Origin of the sequence: Winogradskyella sp., from assembly GCF_013213975.1 — a bacterium.
GTDB lineage: Bacteria > Bacteroidota > Bacteroidia > Flavobacteriales > Flavobacteriaceae > Winogradskyella.
Window position 1 is genome coordinate 1 of record NZ_JABSST010000047.1, and the last position, 18,013, is coordinate 18,013.

The window sequence follows — 18,013 nt, forward strand, 5'->3', positions numbered from 1 at the left end:
ACCACCAAAACTAGAAATTCTAAAAACAGAAAATCCGAAGAATAAAACAAAAGAGGTATAGAACATACTTACGCCAGTTTCTCTAAGTGCGGCGTAAACAGATTTTCTAATTTTCCAGTGATTTGCTTGAAGTTCTTGCCTGTATTTAGCCAAAAAATGAATCGTATCGTCTACCGAAATACCAAAGGCTATACTAAACACTAATATTGTTGATGGTTTTATGGGTACTCCTACGAATCCCATTAAACCTGCTGTAACAAGCAATGGCAATAAGTTTGGAATTAATGACACAATAATCATTCTAAAAGATCTAAATAAATAGGCCATGAACAAAGCAATAAGTAAAATTGCAAGTGAAAGTGAAATCACTAAATTTCGCACTAAATATTTTGTACCTTTTTGAAATACTAGAGCTTTACCAGTCATAGTTACCTCATAACGCTCGCTCGGAAAAACTTTATCAATTTTAGTTTGTAAATTTTCCTGTATACGCTCCATCTTGTCTGTTCCGATATCCTTCATAAAGGTGGTAATCCTTGCGTATTGGCCAGTGCTATCAACAAAGTTCTTCAGTAAATCGATATTGCTAGAGGAGTTTTTTGCGTAGGATAAAATAAAACTGTTCTCTTGGCTTGTTGGTAATTGGTAATATTTAGGGTTTCCGTTGTAATAGGCTTGTTTACTGTATTTTACTAAACTTACAACAGAAATTGGCTTAGAAAGTTCAGGGGTTTCTTCAATTAATTCTTCGAGCTGGTTAATACGCTTTAAGGTAGATAATTTCATCACACCCTTTTTACGTTTGGTATCCACCATAATTTCTAACGGCATGATACCATTAAACTCATCCTCAAAGAATTTTATATCCTTAAAGAACTGCTTATTTTTAGGCATATCTTCAATTAAGCTACCTGAAATCTCAATTTTATTCATGCCTATCATACTGCCTATGATAAGAATAAGGGCAGTAACATATATGGTAATTTTCCTATGCTTAACCATGCGCTCCATCCAGTCAACAAAACCTCCAATCCAACGTTTATTTAAATGCTCTAAATGACGTTGTTTTGGATAAGGTAAAAATGTATAGATAATTGGAATAACCAAAAGGCATAAAATAAAAATTGCCAGAATACTTAACGAAGCAACTATACCAAATTCCGTCAAAAGTTTACTTTCGGTTAAAATGAACGTTGCAAAGCCTGAAGCAGTTGTAACATTGGTCATTAGCGTGGCATTGCCAATTTTGGTTATAACCCGTTGTAAGGATTTCACTTTATTGCCATGCGCTTTAACTTCATGCTGGTATTTGTTGATGAGGAAAATACAGTTTGGAATACCAATTACAATTATTAAAGGTGGAATCAAGGCTGTTAATACAGTGATTTCATACCCAAGTAATCCAAGAATCCCAAAAGTCCACATTACTCCAACACAAACAACAATTAATGAAATGAAAGTGGCTCTGAAGGATCTGAAGAACAAAAAGAAAATTAATGATGTCACAAACAAAGCAGCTCCAATAAAAATAGGTATTTCATCTACAATGTTTTGTGAATTTAAGGTCCTAATGTATGGCATTCCAGACACCTTCACATCCAATCCAGTGGTTTCACGAAACCCTCTTACTTTTGGTTCTAAAATGTCAATAATAAAGTCTTTTCTCGCAGAAGTATTAACAATATCCTTTTTAAGATATATCGCAGTTCGAATAGTTTTGGTTTCTGCGTTGAATAAGAAGTTGTCGTAAAACGGATACCTTTTAAAGAGTTCTTCTTGAAGTGTATTAAGCTGCTCAATGTTGCTTATTGAGTCCTTGATAAACGGTTCTAAATCAAATTGTTCTTTGGCTGTATTTTTTACTAATTTTTGTAAATCCTTTATTGATAAAACAGTCTCTACCTCTTTTGTTGTTTTAAAAAATTCGGCGAGTTTGTTCCATGCATTAAACTGTTTAACGGAAAAAAGACTAGAATCCTTAACCCCTAGAACAATAAGATTTCCTTCTTCACCAAAAACTTTTAGAAAATCATTGTAGACAAGATTTACTTCATGTTCATCTGGGAGCATATTCGCTTCTGTATAGGTAAAGCGCATATGTTTCCATTGCATGCTAAAAAATACTGTAGCAGTAATTACAGCGAGAAGAATAAAAATCTTGTTACGAAGAATTAATCTCGCAACAGCCTCCCAAAATCCTGTTGTTAGTATTTTAAACATGGTCATTGTTCTACCTGAAAATCAGGTAATATTTAGTAAATTTTTCCAAAAGTAGAAATGAGCGGCAAAGGTAGAAAAAACCTAAGGATTTGCCAGTAAATTAACACTAATATAATGTTGTTTATAGAGAGATATTAAAAGTGAATTTAAATGCAATATTGTCTTCGAAATTTGGCAAGTAATATGCACCATATCTATAGGCAAAACTTAATCCAAACCCAAGGATAAGTTTATTAATTTCAAAACCAGACTCGGAATATAGATGTTCTAAAGTATTAAATTGTATGCCTTGATGTCTATCTATACTATCCATGTTACCAAGTGCGTACCTTGAAATGAGAACTAATTGAGGTTTAAAGCGCTCAGTTATTTGAAAGGGTCTTAAAGCATGTTTAAGTTGTAACGTAGAGAATTTATCACTAAAAAACTCATTAAAGTACATAGTTTCAAAACTGTTTAAACCAGCAACAGAAAACCGTTGAAGTATTGTTTCTTTGGTAATATTATTAGGATATGCGTGATAAAGGTGAGTTAATGGTATGTCTCCTCCAGCGATACCTGCCACTAAAGTAATGCTAGTTACAGCGTCGTTCTTGTGATTGAATTGCTGTATAGTTCTAAAGTCCAATTTTGAAAAGTTAAAGTCACTACCAAATACCGATTTAAAACCTTGTGTGACCTGAACAGTAAATTTAGGATAACCGTTTTTAGTTTCAACGACATTATTTTCATTGAGTTCAAATTTGCTAAAGGGACTCCACTGCAGACTTATACTTGCAGTACTTAGACTAAATGAATTGAAACTATCATTGTCTAAAACGAAATTATAGGTATAAGTTGGATTTATATTACTATACGAAAATTGTGTTTCAGAAAGTAGATGATTAGAAATCTTATGCTGAAGGCTTACCGATTTTGTGATATGTCTATGAAAAAGATCAATATTGAGTAGCCGAGGTTCAAAGAAAGTGAAAAAGCGTTTGTCAGTTAGGAAGGTAGAACTTCCTGTTTCTTGTAAATCATCGGTATAGGATAAATTAATCCAAGTATTTGTTTGTTCGTTGACTCGAAATCCACCTCCGAGGCTAAATTTATAACGTTTGTCTTTAAATCCGTAAACGGTATAACCATTGATACGGTATTTTTCTGAAAATCGTTTATTGGTTGTACCGCCTAACCCTGTTCTAAATCCTTCAAACTGGTTGAATTTAATTAAGTATCGTAGATCTAAATCAAAAAAGCCAATAGGTAAGTAGCCATTACCAATATTTTTTAGAAATTCGGCTTTTTTAATTGAATCTCTTTTAACCATCTCATCAGCCTTATCTTTCTTTTGAGTTGTCTGTGCAAAACTACTTGCTGTAACAACAAAGAAAATAACAACAAACAGCTGCTTGAGCATTAGAGGTGTGATTTAGATTAAAAAAATCCCAAATTTATTTGGGATTTTTTTAAGTCATATTAGTTTAGACGGTCATGATTTCATTCTCTTTGACATCGAGAATTTGGTCTATTTTCTTAACGTAAGAATCGGTAAGTTCTTGTATGTCTATCTCCGAATTTTTTTGAACATCTTCTGATACGTCAGACTTTTTAATATCATTCATAGCATCTTTTCGTGCATTTCTAATACCAATTTTAGCATCTTCTGCTTCAGATTTTGCTTGTTTTGCTAATTCTTTACGACGTTCTTCAGTTAATGGTGGAACGTTAATAATGATGGTTTCACCGTTATTCATAGGGTTAAAACCAAGATTAGCTATCATAATACCTCGTTCAATTTCCTGAAGCATACTTTTTTCCCATGGCTGAACCGAAATTGTTCTTCCATCCGGGGTATTTACATTAGCAACTTGGTTAAGCGGAGTCTGAGAACCATAGTAATCAACCATAACACTACCGAGCATGGCAGGACTAGCCTTACCAGCTCTAATATTAACTAATTGCTTTTCTAAATGCTTCATAGCATTTTCCATAGCTTCTTTAGCTGTGTCTATAATAAATTCTATTTCTTCGTTCATAATTCTAGTTTTTAACTGTGGGCTATCAAAATTTAAGCTATAAATCAAAGGTTTACCACTGTGCCAATACTTTCACCAGAAACTACCTTTAATAAATTTCCTTTTTTATTCATGTCAAAGACAATAATCGGTAGTTCATTTTCTTGACTTAATGTAAACGCTGTGGTATCCATTACTTTCAATCCCTTGCGTAATACATCGTCAAAGGTAATATTGTCAAACTTCACGGCTGAACTGTCTTTTTCAGGATCTGCTGTGTAAATTCCATCTACACGTGTACCTTTTAAAATAACATCAGCTTCGATTTCAATGGCTCTAAGCACTGCTGCTGAGTCTGTTGTGAAATAGGGATTTCCAGTTCCTCCTCCAAAAATTACTACGCGTCCTTTATCAAGGTGCCGCATTGCTTTGCGTCTAATAAAAGGTTCTGCAACCTCGTTTATTTTAATGGCCGTTTGCAAGCGCGTTGGAATATCGGCATCTTCCAATGCACTTTGAAGAGCTAAACCATTAATGACAGTAGCTAACATACCCATATGATCCCCTTGTACACGATCCATACCATTACTTGCACCTGCTACACCTCTAAAGATGTTACCCCCACCAATTACGATAGCCACCTGAACACCTAAATCAGTTATTTCTTTTATATCTTGAGCATATTCTGCCAAGCGTTGAGGATCTATACCATACTGTCTGTCTCCCATAAGAGCTTCACCAGACAGTTTTAATAGGATTCTTTTGTATTTCATATTTAATTTGAAAGTTGAACAAAGCTACATAATTATTAGCATCTGTAAAAGTGAAAAAAATGTCAAAAAAAAGCCTTTCATTTATTGAAAGGCTTTCATATTTAGAATGATTTTATGCAATTATCCTACTGTTGCTCTTTTAAATCCAGTAACTTTAACATCACCATATGATGTGACATATTCAGCAACAGTTTTCTTTTCATCCTTGATAAATTTTTGGTCTAATAAACATTGCTCCTGATCTAGAGTGGTGTTATCAGAAATGAATCTTTCCATTTTACCAGGTAAAATTCTATCCCAAATTTGCTCAGGCTTACCTTCAGCTTTTAATTCTGCCTTGGCATCTTCTTCAGCTTGAGCTAATACCTCTGGTGTTAACTGAGCCATAGAGATGTATTTAGGAACATTTTTTAATGTTTTCCCTAATCTTGCTAATTCTTCATTGTCTTTTTCGATAACTGCAATACGCGCTTCAGTTTCTGAGGCAACAAAAGCTGGATCAAAATCTTTATAGGATAATGTTGTAGCTCCCATAGAAGCAACTTGCATTGCTAAATCTTTAACTAAAACCTCAGCATTATCAACTTTAGCAGATAAACCTACTAAAGCAGCAATTTTATTGATGTGTACATATTGTCCAACAAAAGGGGCATCTAATTTTTCAAATGATGTAATGTCTAATTTCTCACCGATTACACCAGTTTGTTCGATTAATTTATCAGCAACCGTCATTCCACCAAATTCAGAAGCTAAAAATTCTTCTTTAGTATTGTAGTTAAGTGCCGCATATGCTAGGTCATTTGCTAACTTCACAAAATTTTCGTTCTTACCAACAAAATCAGTTTCACATCCTAAAACGATTGCTACACCAGATGTAGCATCTGCATTTACTTTAGCAACAGCAGCACCTTCAGAAGAATCTCTGTCGGCTCTTTTTTCTGCTACTTTTTGACCTTTTTTACGTAAAACTTCAATGGCTTTATCAAAATCACCACCAGCTTCAACTAAGGCTTTTTTACAATCCATCATACCAGCACCAGTTGCTTGTCTAAGCTTGTTTACTTCTGCTGCTGTAATTTTTACAGTATTTTCCATAATATATTAAAATTTGAAAAAGTCGTTTAATAGATTTTCAAAAAGAAAAGAACTAAACGACCTTTAAATATTGTGTTATTCTTTTTTATTCTTCTTCTTGAGCCGCTACAGGAGCTTTTTCTGCTGGTTTAGCTTTTTTAGCTTCACTTTTTCCTTCTTTATCGGCTGCTTTCTCAGCTTTTCTTTCGTTTAATCCATCTTCAATGGCAGAAGAAACGATAGATAGTACTTTATTAATTGACTTAGAAGCATCATCATTTGATGGAATTAAATAATCAACTTGACGTGGATCAGAGTTAGTATCAACCATTGCAAAGATTGGGATGTTTAATTTTTGAGCTTCCTTAATCGCAATGTGCTCGCGTTTTATGTCTACTACAAATAAAGCACCTGGTAAACGAGTCATATCAGAAATAGAACCTAAGTTCTTTTCTAATTTAGCACGTTGACGATCAATTTGTAATTTTTCTCTTTTAGATAAAGACTCAAAAGTTCCGTCTTTTTTCATGCGATCAATAGAAGACATTTTCTTAACCGCTTTTCTAATAGTTACGAAATTTGTCAACATGCCACCAGGCCAGCGCTCTGTAATGTATGGTTGATTAACCGCACCTGCTTTTTCAGCAACGATATCTTTTGCTTGCTTTTTTGTAGCAACAAATAAGATTTTCTTTCCTGACGCAGCAATTTTACTTAAGGCAGCGCAAGTTTCTTCTATCTTAGCTGCTGTTTTGTAAAGGTTGATAATATGGATGCCGTTACGCTCCATATAGATGTAAGGGGCCATATTAGGGTCCCACTTACGTGTAAGATGTCCGAAGTGTACACCTGCTTCTAGTAGTTCTTTTACTTCTACTTTTTCCATTTTTGTAATAGTTTACGTTCTGTTGAATTAGCAATGATTGAGTGGTTACTTGACGTTAGCCTTAATCATTTAGATGCTAAACTAAATCCCAATGTTTCCATTGTGGACAACAATAACTGGTTAAAATTTGCTGCTTAACGCAGCGGTTCAATAAAAATTTAAAATAATTCAGAACTTGAGACTTCAAGCTCTGAATTAAGTGTTGTTGGATATTAACGTTTCGAGAACTGGAATTTCTTACGCGCTTTCTTCTGTCCGAATTTCTTACGCTCTACCATTCTAGGATCTCTAGTTAATAGACCTTCTGGCTTTAATATTGCTCTGTTTTCAGCATCGACCTCACACATTGCGCGAGATAATGCTAAACGTATTGCTTCCGCCTGGCCGGTGATACCACCTCCATATACGTTAACAGTAATATCAAAGTTGCCATCATTGTTAGTCAAGGCTAAAGGTTGGTTTACTTTATACTGCAATGGTGCAGTAGTAAAATAATCCGCCATGTCTTTTTTGTTCACCGTAATGTTACCTTTTCCTTTGGCAACATAAACACGGGCAACAGCCGTCTTTCTACGGCCAATTTTGTGAATTACTTCCATTAGTTAATTTCGTTTAAATTAATTGTCTTTGGTTTTTGAGCTTCATGAGCGTGCTCAGACCCAGCAACAACAGTTAAGTTTCTAAAAAGAACAGCGCCTAATTTATTTTTAGGTAACATTCCTTTTACTGACTTCTCTACTAATCTTGTTGGATCTTTGTCAAACATCTCAGTAGCAGTCAGACTTCTTTGACCACCTGGATAACCTGTGTGACGGATATAACTTTTATCTGTCCACTTGTTTCCTGTTAAGTTGATTTTTTCTGCGTTTATAACAATTACGTTATCACCGCAATCAACGTGTGGCGTAAAGTTAGGTTTATGCTTACCTCTTAAAAGTATTGCTACTCTTGAAGCTAAGCGACCTAAAGTTTGTCCTTCAGCATCAACTAAAACCCACTCCTTATTAACGGTAGCTTTGTTAGCAGAAACTGTTTTGTAGCTTAATGTATCCACACTAATTTGATTTATGATGCGCCAATATGACACATTGATTAAACAATCCTCTTCCGAAAAAGAGTTTGCAAATTTACGATAACTTATTGGAATACCAAGTGTTGAGCGCGGTTTTTTTTAAGTAAATTAATGAAGGGTTAAGATGTTTAAAACGCGGGCTCAACTAAGCTAGTTTTTTTCAGAATTAGTCTTCGTTAATAGATGGATTTGGGAAAAATGCTGCTACAGCAAATCACATGCTCGTCATACTATTTACAGGTATCAGAGTTTGTCTTTCAATCGGACCATCTATAGTGTTTCCAAACATGTCCCGATTATTTCCTTCATTATCCTGAAAAAAGTTTTAGAATTGTTAAAATAGTAGGTAAATGTAGAGTTGTTTGCAGAAGTATTTGGTTTAAATAACACAATGATATTTTCATTACTTATAGTAAGATGGTTTTTATTGAAAATATTTTCTCTCAATACTTTATCACCATTAAAATTCGAGAATTTAAATACTCTAGATTGCTTGTTATCGTTAAAGTAAATAGACGATGTTTATTTGGTAATGCTGGATTTAATGGTTCAGGTTCAAAATGAAAAAGATCATCATTAGGTTTGTAAGGTCCATAAAGATAAGTACCATATGGCTTTACAAACCCTGTTTGAGTAGGCAAGACTTGTGAATTTGGAAATGAAGATTTCCAAGTTTTCCAATCGGTCTAAATTACCATTACCGTTTCTGGAATGCTTTATATTAATTCGCCATTAACACATCTTTGTTGAATTTGCGACCAATTACGGTCTGTTTCTCTATCATACGATATGAAATAACTATTATAAAGCAGAACAGAAACTCCGAATGTACTACATCCTCCATTTGCCAGACTTTCCCATGCGTAGGCCGCATTTGTTAAAGGGCAATAATTAATCGTTGTATTTATGCCAATCTAATATGTAATGCGGATAAGCTTTAACAACCTCTGCTTGTTTTATACCAACGATTAATTCGTCATTAGATAGAGAAACTGAACTGGCATCTGAAAAAAATGGGATCATTAATAGATGGTATAGCATCTTGTCCGAGTCCTCCATCTCTTAAAGCAATAGTATAGTATTAGCCAAATATTATCTGGATTATTACCCTCGTTTTCAATTTAATCTGCATCGTCTAAGTTAATCGTATCCATAGAACTAAAGCTCATTGGAATCAAGAAATAATGATAACAAAACAATGTCTTAAAGTTTTCATGGAGTTGGCTGTTAAGTGCTTTTCATTTTGGTTCTAGTTTAATTTTATAAAAAATCAACAGAGGGTTTTGATACATTTATTTGATTCTTTAATGTACCGTAAACCATTGTACTGCTAGTTTCAGATGAGAAGAAGATTCGGCCTTACAAAGTAAACCTGCCTATTTAGTAGCTCTCTGAAGTCGATCATTAATAGATTTTCCTAAATCATAATCTGGTAAACGTTCTGCTATTATGATGTCTAAATTTTGTCTGTCTAATTGGTGTAAGGCATCATAAAGTTTTGAAGCTGCCTCTTGTAGATTTTTTTCTTCAGAAAGAACGATTTTAAAATTTATAGCATCATCATTTGCTATATCACTGTATACTAATAACCCAATTCGCTTTTCCTGATATTGCTCTATTGTTTTTTGAAGGTTGTCCGTCAAGATTGTTTTAGTGTTTGGTGCATAATGACGCTCGAGCATTCCTGGTGCATCTGGTGCAATTTCTTTTTTATTTTTGATTGAAATTTTACCAACTACATCTTCTATGGCTTCTATTGATGTGGAGCCTAAACGATAAATAATAGGTTCATCTTTTTCAAAACCAATTATAGTTGATTCAATTCCACTTTGACATGGACCTCCATCCAAAACCATTTTAAGGTCATTGATAAAATAGTCCTCAACATGCTTTGCAGTTGTTGGACTGATTCTATTAAAGGGATTAGCACTTGGTGCCGCTAGGGGAAAATCTAATTGTTTTAACAATTCTAATGTTATGGGATGATTCGGTACTCTTACGGCAACTGTAGATTTTCCTGCGGTAATAAGTTCAGGTATTGTGTTCTTTTTTTTGAGTACAAGTGTTATAGGTCCTGGCCAGAAAGCATCAGCTAAACGTCGTGCTTTTTCTGGGATGCATTCTGCAATATTTTCAAGATATGCCACATTAGGAATGTGCACAATTAAGGGATTAAATTTGGGGCGTTGCTTTGTTCGAAATATTGCATTTATTGCCACTTTTGAATAGATATTTCCTGCCAATCCATAAACAGTTTCTGTTGGTATGGCGACCAATTCTTGATCATTTAATAAGCGAACAGCCTTTGATATATCTTTGGAAATAATAGACATTAGTCGTCCTTTAATTTCTGCAAAATTACCTTTCTTTCTTTAGATTTAAATGAAGACCCTGAATTTTCTAATTCATTTAGTTTGGCTATGGCTTGGTTAGTCTCATTATTCTTAAGTTGAATCAACGCTGTATACCATAATACTTCATTTTGGTAATCAAAATCAATGCTTTCTATCTGTGATAATTCCTTAAGCGCTAGATCTGATTGATCATTGTTTAAGAGCGACATGGCATAGTAAAACCTGTAGTTAGGATTATTGTCTTCTTCTAATATGTTTTGGAATGCATCAATAGCAATAGAATATTTATTGGCTTCGTATGCTGTAAAGGCAGTGTTGATTTCCGTTTCCTCAGCACCTCTTACAATTGGTTGTTCTACGTTTGGATATACTTCGTAATAGTCATCATAAAAATCGTTTATATTAGCTTTTACCAAAAATGGTATGCATAAGGCAAAAACCAAAATTGCTGCAGCCAAGTAAATTAATTTTGTGTTTTGATACCATTTTAGTTGCCGAATTTTTTGTCTGCTATCGAGTGATTTTAAATACGACTTTAATGCATCAGCTTCATGAGATTTGAACGCTAAATTAAAGTTATTGTACTCCTCATATGTAGCTTTAAAATCATCATCAATCTCCAATAAGGAATTAAATTGTTCTTCCTCTTTTTGAGACAGCGTGCTTTTGAAATATTTTTGTAATAAGTCTTCCTTATTCATAACTTAAGATGAGCTTACTAATGATTTTAATCGTTTCATACATCTGGATTTGTGACTCTTCACTGTATTAGCATCCTTATATTGAGTACGTTCTACAATTTCATTGATACTTAAATTACGATAATAATATAAACGCAATAGTTCTCTACAACTTTCAGAGATATTACCAATGAGTTTTGCTAGTTCTACTTGGTAATAATTTAAGTCGTTTCCCTTTGGTTCAATATCCCTAAATTCTTCTATATCATTTTCAATTTTTAATTGTTTCTGTTTTGACTTTACAATCCTATAAATTTTATGTTTCCCTATGCCAAATAGATAGGTTTTAATTGAACTATTCGTCAACTCTAATTCATTCATTACAAAGTTCTGATACATCGCTATAACAGCATCTTGGTATGCATCTAAGGCATCATCGTAATCAACTTTGTACCGTTGGCTAAAGTTTAGAAATTCAGATTTATATGATTTATAAACAAATTCGAGGGCCGACTTATCTTCCGCTCTAAGGCGATTCTGTAGGTCATTGTCCTGAATGTGTTCTGCCATTTAGTTTCTATTGATTTGGAAAGGTTAACAGTGGTATACAAATATAATTTTTTTTAAGCTGTTGTTAACCTTTTTGTTTTTCCGCATACCAAAGAGTGTAAAACAATACATGTCAGTTATGAAACTCCAGAAAGTACTTTTCTTTATTTTTTTATCCTTTTTTTCTGTTTATAGTACTGAGGCACAACTTTTAAAGCGATTAAAAGCTAAGGTCGAACAAAAACTAGAACGTAAGGCAGAACGCGCTATTGACAAAGAAATAGATGATTTTTCTTTACCTGAGCAGAAAGAAAAAACATCAAATACTAAGAAAGATAAAAAAAAGGATACCGAAATAGCCATAAACAATTCCAATGGGTCAGCTGTTCTCAAGCATGAAAAGCAGTATGGTAATTATACAATCCAAAAATTTGGTGTAGCAAAGTTAGAAAGAACCAATGGTGGTGTAAAGATTTATGGTTCTTGGGTAACACACGGCGCCGACATTCATGATGGATATGCTTTAAATATTCCAAATGGAAACTCCTTGTTATTTAATGGTGATATACCATTAAAAGAGCAGGTGATTTTAAAAATACCACAGGATGCATCACTTAAACTCTCTTATGACCCTATTTGGGAACCAAAAATGGAAGATGAAAATGGATATTCCACAGCAGTTACAAAGGACTACCAATCTTATAATATTACCAGCGGTGAGGTAGTAGTAGATGTGATTTCTCAGAAAAATGTTCAATTTTCATTTAAAGGGGAGACTCAATTAGAAAGTCGCATTAAAAATTCAAATAACTCAGAAAAAAAGTATACGTCTTCGTTTACCTCTAGTAGTTTAAATGGTTCTATTGATATTGGACCAATCTTGTTCTTAGACAGTAGACGTACAGAAAATTCGAGAATAATTCCGCATGGCACATCAATGCCGGAGATGACGAGGAATGCAACAACTCCAGGGGTCTACAATTTTTTATTTGAAACTAAAGTAAAAATTACTGATTTAGATAAAAGTGAATCATTTAATATGTCCTATCTACTCAATCCAGATAAAAAGTACATTGGGTTAATGGTAGATATGGCAGAGTATAGTGATGCCGAGATGCAGGGTGAGTCGGTTATAGTAATGGATGGTGATGACGTTCACATTTTTGTTGAAACAGAAGGAATAAAGATGCGTATGTCTCGAGGTATGATGGGAGGACAGCAAATGCAGAATCCTGTAGAAGAAATGTCTAATTATGATTATACCAATCTTAAGAAAACAGGAAAGTCTAAAACTGTTTTGGGTGCAAAATGCTATGAGTATGTATTGTCTGACAAGGATGTGACCATAGAACTATGGGCAGCCCCAAGTGTAAATCTACCAAATTGGTTTATACAAAATAGAGACGCTCTAGAAGGTCATATTATGGAATATAAAGTTACCTCTAAAGATGGAAGAATGAAAAGTGAGACAATCGCTATAAATGATCATATAAATAAAACCATTAATCCAAAAGAATATCGCAAGATGTTTTAGTCTAAACAACTCAATTAACAAATCCTAAAATATAAATACATGAAAAAGATTACCTTATTACTCTACTTATTTATTGCCATTCTCTCCTTATCTGCACAAACAGATGGAACGTTAGACACATCTTTTTTACCGAATAATTCTGGTCTCAAAGGTGCTCAAGGTCCTGTATTCGACATTTTAGAGCAACCTGACGGCAAACTTTATATAGCTGGACAGTTTCAATCCTACGAACAAATTGAAAAGCGAAGCTTGGTCCGCTTATTCCCTGATGGTTCCATGGATGAGAGTTTTAACCAAACTAATTTTACGGCTTCCGGTGCACCACCACGTTTAACGAGTATCGCTTTACAACCCGATGGTAAACTTTTAGTCGGAGGTAACTTTGAAGTCAATACTGGTAGTCCAAACTTTGATATTGAGGCACAAGACATAATGCGTTTAAATGCCGATGGTACCAAAGACACTTCCTTTATTGCTCCTGAGAGTATAAGCAACTGTGGTGATGTTGAGGATATTATAGTCCAACCTGATGGGAAGATTATTGTTGTGGGTAATATTACCTTTTGTCTTGGAAGTACCATAGATAATAATGAAAATATTTTAAGATTAAACGCTGATGGTACGCTGGATGAAACCTTTCAAGTTATGGTTAATGGGTTTACTATTGAAAAGGCAGTGCTACAATTAGACGGTAAAATTATAGTAGGTGGTATTTTTAATGATGTCAATGGACAATCTCGAAAAAATATTGCACGAATTAACGCAGATGGTAGCTTAGATACTACGTTTGAAGTAGGCTCTGGATTTGATGATGATGTTGAAGGAATCGCTCTTCAACCTGATGGTAAACTTATTGTTGCTGGAGATTTTACAGCTTATGATGGTACAACTGCAAATAAAATTATTAGGTTAAATACCGATGGAAGCGTAGATAACACCTTTAATTCAGGAGATGGAACAGGCCAATATTTTCCGTCTGTAGATGTAACATCATCGAGAGATATAGCAGCAGTTACTTTGCAATCTGATGGTAAAATTCTTATTGGTGGAAAATTTAACAGATATAATGGAAGCGTAATCTCAAAAGTAGCTAGACTCAATGTTGATGGTAGTATTGATAATACCTTTAATGCCGTTGATGATGAAGGCACTTCTACAGGCGATGTTCTAAGTCTCTTTGTCAAAGCTGACAATAACATTGTAGTAGGAGGATCGTTCAGTAATCTTATGCAAAGACGTCTTAGGCGCATTACCCAACTTAATACTAATGGTACAATTGACAGCGACTTCAATAAAACTTATGGACCGCTTGAAGGTAGTTCAGGAACAACCATTGTTAACAAAATTAAACAGGATGCTTCTAATGGTTATTTTGTAATAGGTCAGTTTAGAGAGTATGATGATATTAGAAGCAGAAACATCTCTAAGATCAATGCAGATGGAACTATAGACAATTCCTTTACAACTGGTAACACTATTTTCAATGGTTTTGATGATGATGTTTATGATTTTGTTGTCCAACCAGACGGTAAAGTAGTTGTTGTAGGAGAGTTTGAAAACTATAACCAAATTCCAGCTCCTGGTATAGTAAGATTAAACACCGATGGAAGTATTGACGGTGCGTTCAACGTAGGAACAGGTGTTAATACCTCAGGTAGTGCGCGCATAAATCACATTGTTTTACAACCTGACGGTAAATTTCTTATTAGTGGATTTTTTGTACAATTTAATGATACACCTTTACAACAGTTTGGAAGATTGAATCCTGATGGAAGTATTGATACAACGCTTAATACTGGAACAGGAGTTAATAATGTGAATGATATATTTTTATTAAGTAATGGACAAATCATCCTATCAGATGTAACAAGCTATAACGGGACAAATATTAACGGAAGACTAGCGAGAATTGATCCTGATGGCACTTTGGATACTTCCTTTGATTCATCTGGAATTCTAGGTGGTGGGGCTAATGCACTAACAGAATTACCTAATGGTCAGTATTTTGTAAGTGGTTTTTTTGGAAATATTGCCAATCCGCAATCACCAATCTTAAAATTAAACAGTGATGGCAGCATTGACAACACCTTTAATGCTACAAGCATAATGCAAACTACAAACTCAAGCGGCGTTATCAATGATATCGAAGTTCAAGCAGATGGTAAGGTGATTATTGGTGGTAATTTCAATACTGTAAATGGCAGAACGCTTAGAGGCTTGGCCAGACTAAATACTGACGGTTCATTGGATGAAAGCTTTAATCCCGAGGATACAAATTCAGATGCTGAACTCTATAGTGGTTTTGGTCAATTTAGTGAAGTTTACGATCTCTTTTTAGAGGACTCTGGACGTTTATTGGTCGTTGGGCAATTTGGCTTTTACAATGCCGACCGCAAAACACCTGTCATTGCAGTTTTTGCAGGTGAGCCTTCGATATTAAGTAATCCAACATTTCAGTCTAATGAGGTTGACTTTATGATGTATCCAAATCCAGCAAATGCTTTAGTTCATATTATAAATACTTCTTTAATAGACGATCTAAGCATTATAGATTATTCAGGGAGAATTGTAAAGCGTTTATCTAGTTTGAATTCCGCTGAAGTAGCATTAGATATTAGTGCCTTAGCTAAGGGTATTTATCTAGTAAATATCACTCAAGGAAATAGTACTGCCACAAAAAAATTAATCATCAAATAATTATAAAACTATGAAACTAATACAACGACTAAGCCTGTTTGTAATTTTAGGGTTGTTAATATCCTGTTTCGGGGATAAAAAAATGATAAATATTGAAGAAATGGATGATACGAGTTTTGTTAACAAAACCTTTAAAGGTAATCGTATTAATTATAATAAAGATAATAGTGCCTGTGAGCAAATGCCCTTAAGCACTTTGGCTAATTTATATGGTGTTTCTGCAGATAAGATTCATCTTATGGATAATAAAAAATCAGATCGTTTTCGTAAAGACATTGAGCCTCAATGCGGCTTTTATATTGAAACAAGCGAAAATGATTACGAGTGGTTGCGCGGTTCCATATCATTGTTTAGAGAAATTGGCAAAGATGAAATGATGGGAGAGATTGCAGAAGCTGCTGGTAGTGGTGAGAACTGGGAAGAAGCATGGGCTTTACAAAAATCTATGTCTAAATCGTCTGAGTGGGTTAAAAGTATTGGATTAGCCGCTTTGTGGAACGATAGTAAAACGGAATTAAAAATTAAGTTTGAAGGTTATACCTTAATGGTTTATCCTCCAAAGAATATAGGTAATAAAGAAGAAGAAGCTAAAAATAGAGACTATAAAAATATAGCATTAGCTATGGCAAAAGCGGCAGGATATATCAATTAAATAATAGATAAAAATGAAATATTTAAAATATGCATTGCTGCTCAGTACCACCATATTGTCATCTTGTTTTGGAGATAAAACAACTATCGTTGGAGAAGAGCTGGGCACTGAGCTTACAGAGAACAAATCCTTTTCAGGAAACAAATATAGTTTTAAGGAATTACCAGAAAATCTTTGCACTATTATTAGCATGGATGAAGTTAAGCAGCAATATATAGATGCCAATGTAAACGAGGTAAAAGTAGATCAGGTTAGACGCTTTAGCGGCAAATACTGTGATTTTATGATTCTTTTCGATCCTTCAATGGCAACTGCTTATTCCAAAGGGTTTCTATCTGTTGTGAAAGATTTTGAAGGCGATTCTAACTGGCAAGAGCAATGGCAGTTTAAACTGAAGTCTTTAAAGTCTGCCGAATCCGTTCCTAATTTAGGTAAGGCGGCCCTATGGATAGGTAAACAGCGTAAGCTTGAAGTAAAGATGGATGGGTATACCATAGTTTTAACAGTACCCGCCATTAATGGTGTTAATGACCCTAATGCGAGACAGTACGACTATAAATCTACAGCTGTTAGCATAATTAAAAACTCAAAATTCTTTTAAATATGAAATTTAATTATTTAATATTTATTATCAAGGCATGTGCTTTTGTGACACTTAATGCACAACAGAAAGTAACCGTTGATGGTAAAACCTTTAAGAGTAATATGGAGGTCGCAGAGGCTCAGATATCAAATCAAAAAATAAGCTTAAGGTTAAGTGAAATAGATAAATATAAACCACAATTTCAGCGAGATAATTGTGATGAATGCGCAGATGGTAAATCCCTTATTATTGGGATTGATTTTAAACGCGATTTTAAGTTTCCAATAACAGAAGAAGACAGTATTTATGTGAGATTAAGTAATCTAGAACAAAGCCTCAAGGAGTATCAATTTAAGCAAGACGAACTCGGCAAATATGAAAGTAATCGTGATTTAAGTGAAGAAGCGCAGTTAGAGAACAATGCAGAAATGATAAAAAAGAAAAGCGCGGAAATTACGAAGCTAATGCAAGAAGGTAAAATATCATCCATGGAAGCTGCTGATATGTTAACAGCCCTTATGAAACCACAAGAGGAAGCATTAATCAATTCACGTACTATGAAAAATATTAATGGTATAGACGAGTTTTATGATAAAGCATTTTATGATTTTGTATTTTATAATGACGAAACATTAACGGAGACCATTCCTTTTTCAGGTTACGTATTCATTAAACGTTTTAATGAAAAAGAGTTTGTTGCTGAGTTTAGAGGAGAAATCATTGAGGAGTGTGTTGCCAAACGCAAAGCCAGATCCCTAGATGATGAGAAGAAGTGCGGGGCCACAACATCTAAATTCTTACCTCGTGCTAAAGTACTATCAGAAGGTTCAGGAAGACTAGATATTAATATTTCCATAAAAGAATTTATTAATAACAGATAGAGGTTTCAAGATTAACTAGGGTGTTTGTATTAACGCCTTAATTGTCCTAACTTAGAGA

The 18,013-nt window shown here is 34.2% G+C and carries 17 protein-coding genes and 1 pseudogene; 5 read left to right on the forward strand and 13 right to left on the reverse strand.

Translation table 11 applies throughout. The features are described from left to right. The 13 genes and pseudogenes from HRU49_RS08680 to HRU49_RS08735 all read right to left on the reverse strand — a co-directional run. On the reverse strand, positions 1-2,220 hold a 2,220-nt coding region (locus HRU49_RS08680), incomplete at its 3' end, for an efflux RND transporter permease subunit (RefSeq protein ID WP_296356205.1). Positions 2,221-2,341: 121 nt separating this feature from the next. Beyond that, positions 2,342-3,622 (reverse strand): DUF5686 family protein, encoded by a 1,281-nt coding sequence (locus tag HRU49_RS08685; RefSeq protein ID WP_296356206.1) that lies wholly within the window; start codon positions 3,620-3,622, stop codon positions 2,342-2,344. A 64-nt stretch (positions 3,623-3,686) separates the two neighbouring features. After that, entirely contained in the window at positions 3,687-4,241 is a 555-nt protein-coding gene (frr, locus tag HRU49_RS08690) for a ribosome recycling factor (RefSeq protein WP_296356209.1), read from the reverse strand. 44 nt (positions 4,242-4,285) lie between these two features. Then, on the reverse strand, positions 4,286-4,993 hold the full coding sequence (gene pyrH, locus HRU49_RS08695) for a UMP kinase (RefSeq protein ID WP_296356211.1): 708 nt from the start codon (positions 4,991-4,993) through the stop codon (positions 4,286-4,288). 120 nt (positions 4,994-5,113) lie between these two features. Continuing rightward, entirely contained in the window at positions 5,114-6,088 is a 975-nt protein-coding gene (gene tsf, locus HRU49_RS08700; protein WP_296356213.1) for a translation elongation factor Ts, read from the reverse strand. An 85-nt stretch (positions 6,089-6,173) separates the two neighbouring features. Next, positions 6,174-6,953: a 30S ribosomal protein S2 gene (gene rpsB, locus HRU49_RS08705; RefSeq protein ID WP_296356215.1), complete on the reverse strand. Its 780-nt coding sequence runs from the start codon at positions 6,951-6,953 to the stop codon at positions 6,174-6,176. 212 nt (positions 6,954-7,165) lie between these two features. After that, the gene (rpsI, locus tag HRU49_RS08710) at positions 7,166-7,552 is read right to left on the reverse strand and encodes a 30S ribosomal protein S9 (protein ID WP_296356216.1); all 387 of its coding nucleotides are present in this window, start codon (positions 7,550-7,552) and stop codon (positions 7,166-7,168) included. Continuing rightward, positions 7,552-8,007 (reverse strand): 50S ribosomal protein L13, encoded by a 456-nt coding sequence (rplM, locus tag HRU49_RS08715; RefSeq protein WP_296356218.1) that lies wholly within the window; start codon positions 8,005-8,007, stop codon positions 7,552-7,554. Before rplM ends, rpsI begins: the two co-directional genes overlap by 1 nt. Positions 8,008-8,468: 461 nt before the next feature. Further along, positions 8,469-8,939, reverse strand: a pseudogene (locus HRU49_RS08720) (DUF3179 domain-containing (seleno)protein). Then, on the reverse strand, positions 8,917-9,048 hold the full coding sequence (locus HRU49_RS14735) for a hypothetical protein (RefSeq protein ID WP_363146547.1): 132 nt from the start codon (positions 9,046-9,048) through the stop codon (positions 8,917-8,919). Before HRU49_RS14735 ends, HRU49_RS08720 begins: the two are co-directional and overlap by 23 nt. Positions 9,049-9,401: 353 nt before the next feature. After that, positions 9,402-10,358 carry an L-threonylcarbamoyladenylate synthase gene (locus HRU49_RS08725; RefSeq protein ID WP_296356220.1) on the reverse strand — a complete coding sequence of 319 codons (957 nt, stop codon included), beginning with the start codon at positions 10,356-10,358 and terminating at the stop codon, positions 9,402-9,404. After that, entirely contained in the window at positions 10,358-11,080 is a 723-nt protein-coding gene (locus HRU49_RS08730) for a hypothetical protein (RefSeq protein WP_296356222.1), read from the reverse strand. The genes HRU49_RS08725 and HRU49_RS08730 overlap by 1 nt, the downstream gene beginning before the upstream one ends. Before the next feature lie 3 nt (positions 11,081-11,083). Continuing rightward, positions 11,084-11,629, reverse strand: a complete 546-nt coding sequence (locus HRU49_RS08735) for a sigma-70 family RNA polymerase sigma factor (protein ID WP_296356224.1) — start codon at positions 11,627-11,629, stop codon at positions 11,084-11,086. 118 nt (positions 11,630-11,747) lie between these two features. On the opposite strand from HRU49_RS08735, the gene HRU49_RS08740 reads away from it, so the two are divergent. Genes HRU49_RS08740 through HRU49_RS08760 form a run of 5 tightly spaced genes read left to right on the forward strand, consistent with a single transcriptional unit; the run spans position 11,748 to position 17,955 of the window. Next, a complete protein-coding gene (locus HRU49_RS08740; protein ID WP_296356226.1) occupies positions 11,748-13,142 on the forward strand; it encodes a hypothetical protein in 1,395 nt (464 codons plus the stop codon). A gap of 39 nt (positions 13,143-13,181) precedes the next feature. Beyond that, entirely contained in the window at positions 13,182-15,839 is a 2,658-nt protein-coding gene (locus tag HRU49_RS08745; RefSeq protein ID WP_296356229.1) for a T9SS type A sorting domain-containing protein, read from the forward strand. A 10-nt stretch (positions 15,840-15,849) separates the two neighbouring features. After that, a complete protein-coding gene (locus HRU49_RS08750) occupies positions 15,850-16,491 on the forward strand; it encodes a hypothetical protein (RefSeq protein WP_296356231.1) in 642 nt (213 codons plus the stop codon). Positions 16,492-16,504: 13 nt separating this feature from the next. Continuing rightward, positions 16,505-17,092, forward strand: coding sequence for a hypothetical protein (locus HRU49_RS08755; RefSeq protein ID WP_296356235.1), 588 nt, complete (start codon positions 16,505-16,507; stop codon positions 17,090-17,092). A gap of 2 nt (positions 17,093-17,094) precedes the next feature. Then, on the forward strand, positions 17,095-17,955 hold the full coding sequence (locus HRU49_RS08760; protein ID WP_296356237.1) for a hypothetical protein: 861 nt from the start codon (positions 17,095-17,097) through the stop codon (positions 17,953-17,955). Positions 17,956-18,013 lie beyond the last annotated feature (58 nt).